Below are 12,480 nucleotides of genomic sequence, written 5' to 3'. Positions count from 1 at the left end.
GCGCCCTTTGGATCCGCTCCTTCGGAACGGCCGGGATCATTCACCAAAGCATCGCCGCTGGCGATTGCATGATCCGCCTAGTGCGTTCCGCAAGTCGATCGGAAAGACTGGGCTCGAAAGACCAAGCTTTCTCACCCAGGAGACATCAGCCCATGAAGAAGCCATCCTCGAAAATCCGCGACGAAATCGCCAGGCTCCAAGAGCAACTCAAGGCGGCCGAGACCCGGGAGGCCGAGCGCATCGGCCGGATCGCGCTCAAGGCAGGTCTCGGCGAGATCGAAGTCGATGAGACAGAGCTGCAGGCAGCCTTCGAGGACCTGGCGAAGCGGTTTCGCGGACGCAAGGTCGCTGCGACCGGAGGGAAGAAGGGGGATAACGCCGGCGAAAGCAGCGCATCGTCCACGCAGGACGCGACTGGCGCGGCTGCGGGCGGCACTACTGAGGCTTGAGCGGATGGCGCGCACGGCAACTTCCGACGCCCGCAAGAAGGACACGCGGGAAAAGATCGAGCTTGGCGGCCTCATCGTCAAGGCCGGGCTTCGCCACGAGAAGCGGGCGCTGCTGCTCGGGCTTCTCATCGATGCCGCCGGCCGCCTGAAGCAAGACCAGCAGGAGCGCGTTCGCCTCACCGCGATTGGTGCTGCGGCGTTCGGAGAGAGCGATGAATAGGATCCTTCTATACGTCGCACCCTGCGCATTGATGATGCTGACGGCAATCGGCATGGCGGGGGTCGAACACTGGCTTTCCGCCTTCGGCAAGAATGATGTCGCAAAACAGATGCTCGGCCGGACGGGCATCGCTCTACCCTATGTCGTCGCCTCCCTCGTCGGCATCGTCTTCCTGTTTGCGGCGGCCGGCTCGCCCAGGATCAGGTCAGCCGGTTGGGGCGTTTTCACAGGCGCGATCGCCACGCTCGTCGTTGCGATCCTGCGTGAGACGATACGGCTCTCCGCGTTCCGGGGCGAGGTGCCAGCCGGCAAGTCGATCCTGAACTATCTCGATCCCGCAACGACGATCGGCGCGGCCGCCGTGCTGATGTCGGCGTTGTTCGGCATGCGGGTGGCGATCGCCGGCAACGCCGCTTTCGCCAGGTCCGAGCCGAAACGCATTTACGGCAAGCGGGCTCTGCACGGCGAGGCCGACTGGATGAAGCTGTCGCAAGCCGAAAAGCTGTTTGCCGCGGATGGCGGTATCGTCATCGGCGAGCGCTACCGGGTCGACAGAGACAGCGTTGCGGCACACGCGTTTCGCGCCGATAGCGCCGAGACGTGGGGAGCAGGCGGGAAGTCGCCGCTGGTTTGCTTCGACGGCTCCTTTGGATCTTCGCACGGAATTGTCTTCGCCGGCTCCGGCGGCTTCAAGACGACATCGGTCACGATCCCAACCGCGCTCAAATGGGGTGGAGCGCTCGTTGTCCTCGACCCCTCGAACGAGGTCGCCCTGATGGTATCGAAGCATCGCGGCGACGCCGATCGAGATGTCTTTGTCCTCGATCCGAAGCGCTCGGAGATCGGCTTTAACGCGCTCGACTGGATCGGCCAGTTCGGCGGGACGAAGGAGGAGGATATTGCCTCGGTCGCGTCGTGGATCATGAGCGATAGCGGCGGCGCGCGCGGCGTTCGTGACGACTTCTTCCGCGCCTCCGCCTTGCAGCTGCTGACAGCGCTGATTGCCGATGTTTGCCTCTCCGGCCACACGCCGGAGAACGACCAGACGCTTCGCCAGGTGCGCAAGAACCTCTCCGAGCCGGAGCCGAAACTGCGTGAACGGCTGCAGTCGATCTACGACAATTCAGACTCGGACTTCGTGAAGGAAAATGTCGCGGCCTTCGTCAATATGACGCCCGAGACCTTCTCCGGCGTCTACGCCAACGCGGTCAAGGAAACACATTGGCTGTCCTATCCGAACTACGCCGCCCTGGTCTCGGGCTCGACCTTTACGACGCAGGATCTTGGAGAGGGAAAGACCGACATCTTCATCAACGTCGACCTCAAGACACTGGAGACGCATTCGGGCTTGGCGCGCGTCATCATCGGCTCGTTCCTAAACGCGATTTATAACCGCAATGGGCAAATGGAGGGCAGGGCGCTATTTCTCCTCGATGAGGTCGCGCGCCTCGGCTACATGCGGATCCTGGAGACAGCCCGCGACGCCGGTCGGAAATACGGCATCACGCTCCTCATGATCTACCAGTCGATTGGCCAGATGCGCGAGACATATGGCGGGCGCGACGCGGCCAGCAAATGGTTCGAGAGCGCGAGTTGGATCTCCTTTGCCGCGATCAACGATCCCGAAACCGCCGAGTACATCTCGCGCCGTTGCGGCATGACGACGGTTGAGATCGACCAGGTCAGCCGCAGTTCTCAGGCGAAGGGATCCTCGCGCACGCGATCGAAGCAACTCGCCGCCAGACCTCTGATCCAATCGCACGAGGTGCTGCGCATGCGTGCCGACGAGCAGATCGTCTTCACGGCCGGGAACGCGCCGCTGAGATGCGGCCGCGCCATCTGGTTCCGGCGTGAGGATATGAAGAGGTGCGTCGGGACAAACAAGTTTCCACAGCTCAAAGACAGACCCGAAGCGAATCCGATCGAGCCGGTGCGCAGTGCAACGAGCAAGGCCGATCGAGGATGATGAAGAGTATCGGAGAAATCAGCATAGCGGCCACCCAGGGGGTGGGATTTCGGGAATTCTCGTCGTGCGGGGAACGGGAAATAGCGCAGCCGCAGGAGCCTCAACATAGTGGCCCGCAGGGGAGGCGGGACCGACTGCGCCCCGCTCTCGCACACCGTTCTGCCGGCCTGACTGAAGGTCGAGGCCGAGCGTCTCCGTAAACGCAGATGAAACCGGGTCCGAGATAGGTTGAGGAACACAGGAGAGGAGCGGGCAAGTGGCGAAATCGAATGTGGTTCCGTTCAGGAGGCTGCGGAAGTCCGGCGGCAAGAACGATCGCCGTAGCCCGCAGGGAAAACCTCAGACGGGACAGAACGGTCCGCGCATATTGCTTATGGCAGTCATCTCAGCCATCGTCGTTGTTCCTACAGGCTGGCTTGCCTTTGGCGGCGCCGGCGACCTCCCCGCACTGCCGGCTGTTGCTAAGACACCGGTAACGGACTCATCGTCCGCCGCATTTTCAATCTGCGGCGGCGGCCGTCATGTGAATTGCGTCGTCGACGGCGATACGTTCTGGTTCCGCGGCGAGAAAATCCGCATCGCGGATATCGACACGCCGGAACTCAGCCCGCCGAGATGCGAAGCGGAACGCATCAAGGGTGAGGCCGCGAAAGCACGCCTGCTGGCGCTGCTCAATGCCGGCAACTTCTCACTGGCGGCCGGCTGGCGCGACGAAGACAAGTATGGCCGCAAGCTCCGGACCGTCTTGCGATCGGGACACTCGCTCGGAGACATACTCATTAACGAGGGCCTTGCCAGACGCTGGGACGGTGCCAGACACGGATGGTGCGGCTGAGGACCCGCGAGAGGATCGTTGCCGGATGGCCGAAACCGCCCGGCGGGTTCGGGGAGCGTGAGCGAGTAGAGCCGTGCGCCGAAGGCGTCTCACCCAACCCTGTCTCGTCCCCTCGCTTATCATCACCGTCGTGAATCGATCAGCGCCGACCGATTCATAAGTGTCGTTGGACGCGGTTGTCGGGATCGGCGATTCTACCCTCATGATCGCGCAACCCTACCATCTTTATGTCGAACGCACCGATGTGGCGAAGAACATGGCGCGCTATTATGCCATTTCGATCGAGCCGAACCTGTTCGGCGATGTCTGCCTGCTCAGGAAGTGGGGCCGCATTGGCGCCAAAGGCCAGATGATGGTCCATCATTTCGGTCGGGAAGAGGAAGCCGTAGACCTGTTTCTCGATCTGCTCCGACGAAAGCGCAAGCGCGGCTATCGTCCGCGCGCCTCAGCGGCGAGATGAGAACGGCCCGCCGAAGCGGGCCGTAAGGGCGCCTCATCGACGCCGGTTCCAATCGGTCTCGAACGACACCTCGATCTCGACGAAGAACGGGATCTTGATCGCGAGCTTCAGTGCGAGCTTGGCCTTGCGGAAGAAGTGGCTGATCACCTTGCCGAGGGCGCGGAGCTGGCGGCCGGGTGGCGGCGAGGAATTGGGCGAGTTGTTGCATGGCGTTTCTCCAATGAAAGAACACAAGGGACAAAACGCCTTTAACTGGCGGCTTTTCCTTGGGTTCGGTTGTGTTTTTGACCGGCTGTTTTGCCGATCGGCTAAATCTCTCCCTCCGCTGGACAGCGTTGTTTGCATCCTGCGGTCTTAAACCATTCTCCAATTCGTAACCTGATGCCCTTCCTGGCTTCGGTCACAGAGTGGCGTTCGGCCCCCGGTTTCCCATTCTCCTTCAAGAGCGCAGCCCAGTCCTGCCGGACTCGCTAAACGGCCATCAGGACAACCGGGATATCGTCGACGTCCCTTCCATGGTGTTTTCGCCGCGCGGCTCATAAGCGCGCTGGTCACGCAGGATGTGGAAGGCGATCGTCAAAAGCTTGCGCGCAATCGCAACTCGCGCCTTGTTTGTTCCTCTGATCTTCAGATGCTCGTATTGGGCCCGAAGCTGCGCATCAGTGGCGATGGCGGGAGAAACCGCCTCGACGAACGCCCAGCGCAGCCACTTGTTGCCCTGCTTGATGATCTTGCCGTGAAAGGTCTTGCCGCCGGAAGAATAGGTCGACGGCACCAGACCGGCATAGGCGGCAAGCTTCTTCGGTGTGCGGAACCGCGATATGTCGTCGATCTCCGCATCGATCAGCCGGGCGAAGAACTCGCCGATGCCGGGGATCGTCTCCAACAGCTTCACATTGGCATTGGCCTTGGTCATCGCCCGGATCGTCGCCTCCGACTGCTTGATCCGCACGTCGATGTCGCCGATGAAGGCGAGGCCGCGATCGATCTGGATGCGGTCGATCTCTGAGACGTTGACCTGCGCCAGCTGAATGCGGCCGGCCTTGCCGAACAGATCGCCGAGCTTCTTCAGCTGCGCCGTCTGCTCCGGATAACGATCAAACACCGTGACGATGCGATTCTTCGTCATCGTCCGCAGCCGCACGTAAAACATCCGTTCGCGCAGCGCGACGCGCAGCTCTCTTGCTCCTTCGCCAGGAGCCCAGGCCTCCGGCACCAGGTCGGCTCTGAGCAGATGCGCCAGCACCGTCGCATCGATCTTGTCGGTCTTGATCTTGGCGTCAGCGATTGCCTTGACCTTCAAGGGATGGGCGAGAACGACATCATCACAAATGTCGTCGAGCCAATCGTAGATCACCATCCAGTTGCGGGTGGCCTCGACAACCGCATGCGAGTTCTCCCGGTAGCGTTCGAGGAACCCGCCGAGCGACTGTCGATCGTTCTTCACCCGGCCGGATCGTAGCGTCTTGCCGCTGCTGTCCTGAACCACCAGGTGGCTGTAGGATTTGTGGTAGTCGACGCCGATATGGTATTCATAAGAGGCAGTCATGCTTCCAACTCCCTTATTGAGATCTTCTAAACCCCAATAGGATAAGCCGAAAGGCTGGAGGTGTGACTGTCCCTCGATCATCGACTGCATCTCAGTGATCCGTTCTCTCAGCGGGCGCGCACTCTTTCATGCCACCTCCTTTCGAAATGCGGTCATCGCAGGGGATAAGCGTCAGACCGAAAAGGAGGGGCGCACCCAAAGGGCCGTAACGGACGCGGAGGACCTGGCGGCGCCTGAATTTTGACGCGCGAGGAGCCGCGGAATGCGGCGGGGAAAATTCCGGCGGCGCCAGGTTGCGGCCGGACCGAGGGGCTGCAATATCCCCGATAAGAGATGACAGCTTGTCGACAAGGAGACGTTGAACTGGTCGCGCTCGCTGCGATCGAAAGCTTGCCAATGCCCTCATGCAGCCGCTCTCGCCGTCCTCGGAAATCGCAAAGGCCGCCTCAGGAGCTTTCGCATCTCGCGTAGGCGACACGCGCCGCATGAATGACGATGCCGGTTTCCTGGCGGATATCCCTGACGATCGCTGCCAAGGAACCCAGTTCGGTCTCGCACATCGCGACCAGTCTTGGATAATCGATATCGACGCCGTCGCAATCCGCCGACAAAGCATTGGTCCAATCGCCACCGTTGATGCGGTATTCGTGCGTGTCGAAATCGATCTCGAGCTCATCCAGCAAGTTGATGGTGAAACGCTCGAACATCTCGTTCTCGCCTGCGAGCCGATAGGCGGCATAGTCGTCGTCGCCGGCAAGAACGCTCCGTTCCAATGCCATGATGGTGCGGAGGTGAGCGTGAGCCGCATCGAGCCCTTCGATCAGGCGGTCATGAAGCGCTCGTGAAAACTCGGTATCGCAGCCGAAGCGGTTTGCAAGCACGACGAGCCGGAAACCGGAAAGCTTGGTGTGGAGCATAAGATTCTGATCCGTGGTCATGATGTGATCTCCTTCATCTTGATGACGGAGATCGGCCACTCCGTGGCAAAGAGGGGTCAAGGAGCGCGGAACGCGACTTGCAAGCGGGGGAGCTGATTTTTCGGGAAGCGCAGCGACGGAAAAATTGGGGGAGACCGCGCCGTCCTTGACGCCGGATTTGCTGGAGTAGAATGGGACGTCAGAGAGAGAAGAGACCCGCGGGTCAGAATGGGCCGCGACCGTGTCCGGCGTGAGCCGGCGGGAGTGTCGAGGGGTGAAATCCCTGACAGCCGGTAAGCCGGTCAATCCGGCGAACCGGCTCGACGTGACGCAGAAAAGCCGCCTCAGAAAGGCGGCTCGGCTTCGATGATGCCGTCCTGTTCGGCAAGCACCACGGCCAGATCAGCCTGGGCGAGCTGAAGCTCCGCTTCGACCTGGCGCCGCTCGACGGCATCGCAGGCGTTCCTCAACTCGGCCCGCAGTTCCTCGATGTGCTGTTCGATCGTCATCGTCTCATCTCCTTGAGTTCGTGAAAGACGAGACCGCGCGGCGGGAGGAGATGACGGGGTCAAGGAGCGCGCCAGCGACCGGCGGAGCCGGCGCGTGGGGGAGCCGATTTTGTTGGAGCGGAGGTACGAAGCGGAGACAAAATTGGGGGAACCGCGCGTCCTTCGGCGCCGGCATTTGCTCCCGGCACGATAGGCCGATCTGAGCAGACAATAGTCCCTCTCCGTATCGCACCGAAAAAGCCGGCGGCAGGCTCGATGCCTGTCACCGGCTTGTCTCTGTGGCGGGTTTGGCCCCGCCTTTCGGCGAGGCCTGTCCGGGCCTCAGTCCCGGTTGGGGCGGGACCAGATCAGCTGGTAGCCGTCCTCGCCTTCGACCTCGGTGAGCGTTGCGTAGATCGGGGCGGGGAAGCTCGGATCGTCGAGCTTGACCGAGAGATAGTCGCGGTCCTGCTCGGAGCGCTTCTGCCAGGCCGCACCCAGCTCGACATTGCCTGCGTAGATGCGGAAGTGCGGGCCCTTGTCGGAGGGGTTTTCGATGCGGGCGATGCGGGCCTTGACGTTGAGGGCGAGCGTGCGGATCGACCCGTTGAAGCCGGTTTCGGAGGTGGTGAAGGTGCCGATGGTTGCCATTGTCGCATTCCTTTGCTGTTTCGGGCCGCGCCCATCGCGGCCTCGATGGCTGTCGCAAGGATCGGGGACGATCGGACCGCACCTGAAAGGCCGGAATGAAATGGAGGGCGGCCAGGAGAAGCTTTGTTGCTCCGCGAGGAATGAGCGCATCGCGCTCAGGGGAAGAAAGTTTCGCAAGGCCGTTGCGGGAGGACGATCGAGGCGAAGCCGGTCTTCGATCAGACATGCCTCATCGAGCCCGCGAAGGTCGTGGTCTGGTGCAGTGGTCGAAGGGATATGGCAATGGCTGCCAATCCACGAATGCCCGTCCAAACGCCAGAACGATCGCTCCGCTGTCGCGTCCACATGTCAGAGCCAAACCTCGCTGAACCCCCGAGCGTAGGGCGTTGCATTGCCCATCCTCCGCGCTATCGTCGCGCCTTGCGATTCGTCGCCTGGAGGATCTATGCGTCAGCAGACAAAGCCGTTCATCGTCGAAATCAAGCCGTCCCGGAAGCTCAAGCCGATCGACCGGAAAACCTCGATCTGGGGCAAACTGGACCTTGCGACTGATCGTGACACGCCCACCGCGACTGACGGCCGAGAGTTGCCGGCCGCTGGCGAGACCAACGACCGGCGCTGACAAGTCGTTACGCAGCAAGCCGCTCGTCGGCGCGCTCGGGCTGCAGGCCATGCAGGAAGCTCACGGCCCGTTGCGCATGCGCTGCCGCCTGGAAGATCGCCCGTCTGTCGTCGGTCAGGACCTTGAGCCAGAAGTCAAGATAGGACGCGTGATCGGGGCGGGGCTCGAGCTCGGGAACAATTCCAAGGTCGGCGCATAGGAAGCAACTGCCGAGCTCGGCAATTAATTCCTCGCGAGCACGCTCGCTCTTGTCCTTGGCGTAGCGGCTGAGGTCGCGACCGACACGGTGGTTCGCCGCAGTCCAATGGGTAACCTCGTGACTCAGGGTCGCATAGTAGCTAGCAGCGTCCTTGAAGCTCGCGAACAGCGGCATCTGAATGAGATCGGCGGCCGGCGAGAAGAAGGCTTGGTTGCCACCGTGGCGAATAAAAGCACCCGTGTTGCGGAAGAACCGATCGGCATGCTCGATGCGCTGGACCGGATCTGGAACCGGCGCGGGCCGCTGATAATACTGGTCGGGAAGTCCGTCGATTTGTTCGACGTTGAACACACTGTACGCCTTCAGGAGGGGGATTTCCCGCTCGACTTCGCCGCCATTTCCGTCAGTTCCGGACTTGGTGAAACGGCTGGCGAAGACGACGGCCGTGCCGGTCTCGCCTTTGCGGACCGCGGCGCCCAGTTCAAGGGACTGCTTGAACGTCATCCATGTGGATGACGTATAACCCCGTGCGATGCCCTCCGACCATAAAAGCAGCACGTTGACGCCAGAATAGGGTTGCCCGTTGTAACGCAGCGGCCGGGCAATACGGCCTGCCGTGTTCGCCGCATTCCATGGTTTCATCCAGGGCCGCACGCCCTTCGCAAGATCTTCGATGATCTTGTCGGTGATGCGGCTGTAGAGATCGCCCGGCTGATTTTCTGTGCTGCTCATATCAAAATCTCCGTTTCGAGGCCGCGCCTGTCGCGACCCGTTGCGGAGGGGCAAGGGCAGGAGCAAGGCAGCCGGCGGATGCACCGGAACGGCCGCAACGAAGTGCAGGACGGCAAAGCCGTTGCGTCCGCCGGCGGCTCCTGCAGACCCAACGAACGGAACGGGCCGCGGCGGGCGTGCCATCGATTTCATTTCATTTTGCTCGTTTCCGCCTCCGCGACACGAAAAAGGCCGGTCCCGCCATGGAGCCGGCCGTTCTGGTGTCGATTGAATAGCCGGGCGGAGCCCCGCTCGAGGCGTCTAGTCGAAGGCTGAGATTTGCGCTTCGGCGGCCTTGCGGCTGAGCGACGTGCCCGGCTGCTCGACCGGCCGGTCGAAAGGCTTCCAGGTCTCGCCGATGACCTGGGCATAGGCAGCGACGGCACCTTCGGCTGCCATTCTGAGCGAATGGGCCTGTATGCCCATGTCGGCGGCAAACTCCCGCTTGCGCTGGGCGGCGCTGTCATAGCCGACGGGGCCGTCGAGGTCCTCGTCACGGGCATCGTTGGCGGCCTTGGCCGTGGCATCGCGCGCCTCGGTGACGGCGCGGCTGTAGAACTGGCCGGCGCCATGGGCAGAACCGACATAGGCTCCGACGATCCGCTGCAGGTGGATCTGCATGGCCTTGTCGCCGAGGCCATCAGCGAGCGCATCGGCTGTCTCAATGATCAGGCGCTCATGCAGGTCGCGGATACCGTCGCTGTCGATGACCGCGGTCCCGAAACTCTCGGCGATCTTCAGCGCCTGGCTGGCGTCGGGGCAGGTAAGCCTGGCCATTTCGATAGTGGCGCCCTTGCGCAGTTGCACGACGCGTGGTGATTGGCGAGGAGAGGATGTAGGCTTGGCCATGGTCGTTTCCTTTCGAGGTCGTCCGAAGCGGCTGCGGCCCCATGCCGCCTTGCCTTTCGGTGCGGTCAACCCGAACCGGCGGAAAGACGGGTGCTTCAGGGTCCGGCCCCACCTGGACGAGCGGAGCCGGTTTGCGTGCGAAGAGGGCAAGCTGCCCTCGGCGGAGCACGCGAGCCTGCTCCGAGAAGAACGGCGGGGTCCGGCCGCACCGCGGCGCGACAGCGGCCTTGAAGCGCACGGCCGCTGGTTCAGACCGCAGCAAAACCGAAGGGCAATCCGGCGTGGAGAGGAAGACGACGTCCTCGAAACGAAACGAGAGGCTTTCCCGCAAACTCCGTCTTCCCCACGCGCCGGGCGTGAATGCTCGCCTACCGTTCGGGCGGCTTGGGCAACCGGTAGGATTGCAGCCAGGTCGGACCGTGCGAGTTGCGAAGGCCGCGCAACACACCGCCGTCATCATGCGGCGGACCGCCCATCCACGCATTGCTGAGGATCGATTTCCAGCGGCGGCCATGCTTGGCGGCATAGGCCTGAAGCGCCGCTTGCTGTTCGGCCGTCAGGGGCGCCATCACTTCACGGCGAAAACGGGCAACGCGCGTCTTTGGCGAGGCATCGGACACTGCTTCCCTGGCCTCGATCAGGCGCTTGAGCTCGGCGACGCCGGCGTTCAGAAAGGCTTCTCCCTCGAGATGATGGAACTGGCGCCAGAATGTGGTTCTCTCGGCTGGCGATGTGCCGAGACCGGCCTTTCGCTCCAGATCTCCGATCGTGCTCATGGCGACGCCCTCCGGGCGTTTGCGACGGGTGCATCGGATTCTACTCGCACCCGAAATGCTGTGATTGCCGCGTCTTGCCGGGCAAGTTTTCGGGTAAGCGCGTCGAGCTCCGGCTGGCGCTCGGCCGTCAGAGCTGCCAGGTTCGCGCGGTAGCGTTCGAGGAAGGCGCCCGGCTCCGGCGGCTTGCCCCGGCGAAAGCCAGCCTGGCGTCGGCCAAGCTGCGGAATGAGCGCTGTCATGCGGCGCGTAATCTGCCGCTCGATGAGAGCTAGCTGGTGCTGTGTCTTTCGCCGCGCCGCTTCCATTCTGGCAAGCTCGCCGGCTGGTCGTTCGGAACTGGCCATTACGCCGCCCTCCCACGCCAACCGGCGAAGCTGGAGGGTCCGTCATAGACGGCATGCCTCGCCTCATCGATGACGAAGCCGAAGCGGCCGATTGCATACTCATCGCTCGGCACCAGGAACCGACGCTCTGGCGCGCGCTCGCCGCGCTTGCCGCCGATCGTGGCGATCACCTCCGTCTTGCCGGCGTGATGGTCTGACCGTAGCGCCGAGATGACGATCCAATCGCCGGCGTGCTTCCGCGCGAAGGCTCGGGCATCCTTCTCGTAGGACTCGCCGGGTGCAAGGGGGCGACCGGAGATCTCCTCCCAGGCATCCGGCCAACTGTCGCGGATCGTCTTGTCCGAGCACTTGCGTTCGTAGGCCGTGAACAGGTCCGGAAAGGTCAGGGCGACGACCGCCCAGGCGGCATCCTCCTCGTACCAGCCGCCGTCTGCCCTGAGCGTCGGATGGACCCTGGCATTGCGAGCGGAGGACAAGTGGAAGCCGCCATGGCCAGCCGTCGTGTGGCAGACAATCCCGTCGGCATAGACGGTGGCGCCCTGCGAGGGACCCCAGGGCGTGCTGCAGGTCATTCGCACGCTCTGTCGGGAAAGCAGCCCCAACTCGCGGCTGTGTTCCGCCTGTTCGTTCATGCGGTCGCGAAACGCCGCTTCGTCGGCGACCGCGCCATGATGGGAATAGAAATCATCGCGCTTCAGCGCGGCAAGCGGGCGGGACACGCGCCATGCACTCGCGAGCAAATATTGCCCGTGACCGGCGTGAACCATTGCGAAGACGAGATCGCCGATCCGCGCGACCGCCATGCCATCGGCGGCTGTGCCGAACTCCACCCCTAAATCTTCAGGGGCGGAGGCCTCTATTTGGAGCGTGCGTGCCGGGTTCATGCCGCAGCCCTCCCTTCGACGTGATCGGCGGCGACCTCGTCGGCGATCACCTCCTCGAGAACGGCGTGGGGATAGCCATGTCGGGAGAGCCATTCCTCGGCAGCGAGCTGATTGATTGCGAGATGCACGAGCTCGGCGCTGACCCCGGCGCGATCGAAGACGCGAACCGATCCGAGCGGCGGTCGCTCGATCACTTCGAATGTCAGCGTGCTGTCGAGCGAAAAGGTGCGGTGGATGCGGATCGCGATCACGCCATTTGCGCCGAGATCGCCCTCGTGAAGCGTAAAATATGGCGACAGGCTGGTGGCGCCGAGGTTGCGCTCGCCCTCCTTGCGGACCAGTCGGCCTTGGCTGTTGCGGGTCTTCCAGGCGGCGAGCTTCTTCCTGAACCGCTCTGGCGGTCGCGGGGTGCCATCCGACCAGGCGACGATGGAACCAACAGGGGCGATATCATAGATCAGAGACGCGGACATTTGCGCATCCTCCTTTGAGTTTGGTGG

Annotated in this window: 17 protein-coding genes; 6 read left to right on the top strand and 11 right to left on the bottom strand. The window is 62.7% G+C overall.

Annotation, left to right across the window (positions count from 1 at the left end; genetic code table 11):
- The first annotated feature begins 152 nt into the window (after nt 1–152).
- The 5 genes from traC (at nt 153) to ACZ9DP_RS00850 (ending at nt 3,930) form a co-directional block, all read left to right on the top strand.
- On the top strand, nt 153–449 hold the full coding sequence (traC, locus tag ACZ9DP_RS00870; RefSeq protein WP_168318630.1) for a conjugal transfer protein TraC: 297 nt from the start codon (nt 153–155) through the stop codon (nt 447–449).
- 4 nt (nt 450–453) lie between these two features.
- Nucleotides 454–669 (top strand): type IV conjugative transfer system coupling protein TraD, encoded by a 216-nt coding sequence (gene traD, locus ACZ9DP_RS00865; protein ID WP_168318629.1) that lies wholly within the window; start codon nt 454–456, stop codon nt 667–669.
- A complete protein-coding gene (traG, locus tag ACZ9DP_RS00860; protein WP_168318628.1) occupies nt 662–2,635 on the top strand; it encodes a Ti-type conjugative transfer system protein TraG in 1,974 nt (657 codons plus the stop codon). The genes traD and traG overlap by 8 nt, the downstream gene beginning before the upstream one ends.
- Before the next feature lie 373 nt (nt 2,636–3,008).
- Nucleotides 3,009–3,470 (top strand): thermonuclease family protein, encoded by a 462-nt coding sequence (locus tag ACZ9DP_RS00855; protein WP_476199729.1) that lies wholly within the window; start codon nt 3,009–3,011, stop codon nt 3,468–3,470.
- A 202-nt stretch (nt 3,471–3,672) separates the two neighbouring features.
- Nucleotides 3,673–3,930 carry a WGR domain-containing protein gene (locus ACZ9DP_RS00850; RefSeq protein ID WP_168318626.1) on the top strand — a complete coding sequence of 86 codons (258 nt, stop codon included), beginning with the start codon at nt 3,673–3,675 and terminating at the stop codon, nt 3,928–3,930.
- Between the two features lie 33 nt (nt 3,931–3,963).
- Here the strand turns inward: ACZ9DP_RS00850 and ACZ9DP_RS00845 are convergent, their stop codons facing one another.
- The 5 genes from ACZ9DP_RS00845 to ACZ9DP_RS00825 all read right to left on the bottom strand — a co-directional run bounded on the left by ACZ9DP_RS00845 (nt 3,964) and on the right by ACZ9DP_RS00825 (nt 7,535).
- Complete coding sequence (locus tag ACZ9DP_RS00845) at nt 3,964–4,275, bottom strand: hypothetical protein (protein ID WP_476199731.1); 312 nt, start codon at nt 4,273–4,275, stop codon at nt 3,964–3,966.
- A gap of 136 nt (nt 4,276–4,411) precedes the next feature.
- On the bottom strand, nt 4,412–5,479 hold the full coding sequence (locus ACZ9DP_RS00840) for an IS110 family RNA-guided transposase (RefSeq protein ID WP_476199720.1): 1,068 nt from the start codon (nt 5,477–5,479) through the stop codon (nt 4,412–4,414).
- 446 nt (nt 5,480–5,925) lie between these two features.
- Entirely contained in the window at nt 5,926–6,417 is a 492-nt protein-coding gene (locus tag ACZ9DP_RS00835; protein WP_476199719.1) for a hypothetical protein, read from the bottom strand.
- Between the two features lie 323 nt (nt 6,418–6,740).
- Entirely contained in the window at nt 6,741–6,905 is a 165-nt protein-coding gene (locus ACZ9DP_RS00830; RefSeq protein WP_476199718.1) for a hypothetical protein, read from the bottom strand.
- A 321-nt stretch (nt 6,906–7,226) separates the two neighbouring features.
- On the bottom strand, nt 7,227–7,535 hold the full coding sequence (locus ACZ9DP_RS00825; protein ID WP_015341939.1) for a DUF736 domain-containing protein: 309 nt from the start codon (nt 7,533–7,535) through the stop codon (nt 7,227–7,229).
- 445 nt (nt 7,536–7,980) lie between these two features.
- On the opposite strand from ACZ9DP_RS00825, the gene ACZ9DP_RS00820 reads away from it, so the two are divergent.
- Nucleotides 7,981–8,157: a hypothetical protein gene (locus ACZ9DP_RS00820; protein ID WP_205931420.1), complete on the top strand. Its 177-nt coding sequence runs from the start codon at nt 7,981–7,983 to the stop codon at nt 8,155–8,157.
- Between the two features lie 7 nt (nt 8,158–8,164).
- Here the strand turns inward: ACZ9DP_RS00820 and ACZ9DP_RS00815 are convergent, their stop codons facing one another.
- From ACZ9DP_RS00815 to ACZ9DP_RS00790, 6 genes are all read right to left on the bottom strand, one after another.
- Nucleotides 8,165–9,088, bottom strand: coding sequence for an ArdC family protein (locus ACZ9DP_RS00815; protein WP_476199716.1), 924 nt, complete (start codon nt 9,086–9,088; stop codon nt 8,165–8,167).
- Between the two features lie 300 nt (nt 9,089–9,388).
- Nucleotides 9,389–9,976, bottom strand: coding sequence for a hypothetical protein (locus ACZ9DP_RS00810; RefSeq protein WP_168318621.1), 588 nt, complete (start codon nt 9,974–9,976; stop codon nt 9,389–9,391).
- Between the two features lie 368 nt (nt 9,977–10,344).
- Nucleotides 10,345–10,752: a hypothetical protein gene (locus tag ACZ9DP_RS00805; RefSeq protein ID WP_476199715.1), complete on the bottom strand. Its 408-nt coding sequence runs from the start codon at nt 10,750–10,752 to the stop codon at nt 10,345–10,347.
- Nucleotides 10,749–11,096, bottom strand: a complete 348-nt coding sequence (locus ACZ9DP_RS00800; protein ID WP_476199713.1) for a hypothetical protein — start codon at nt 11,094–11,096, stop codon at nt 10,749–10,751. Before ACZ9DP_RS00800 ends, ACZ9DP_RS00805 begins: the two co-directional genes overlap by 4 nt.
- Nucleotides 11,096–11,980 carry a DUF7007 domain-containing protein gene (locus ACZ9DP_RS00795; protein ID WP_168318619.1) on the bottom strand — a complete coding sequence of 295 codons (885 nt, stop codon included), beginning with the start codon at nt 11,978–11,980 and terminating at the stop codon, nt 11,096–11,098. Before ACZ9DP_RS00795 ends, ACZ9DP_RS00800 begins: the two co-directional genes overlap by 1 nt.
- Nucleotides 11,977–12,453, bottom strand: coding sequence for a hypothetical protein (locus tag ACZ9DP_RS00790; RefSeq protein WP_168318618.1), 477 nt, complete (start codon nt 12,451–12,453; stop codon nt 11,977–11,979). Before ACZ9DP_RS00790 ends, ACZ9DP_RS00795 begins: the two co-directional genes overlap by 4 nt.
- Nucleotides 12,454–12,480 lie beyond the last annotated feature (27 nt).

The sequence above is a fragment of the Rhizobium sp. USDA 4016 genome, from assembly GCF_056279705.1.
Note: the sequence above shows the minus strand (reverse complement) of the source record. Positions and strands in the feature narration are given on the sequence as shown.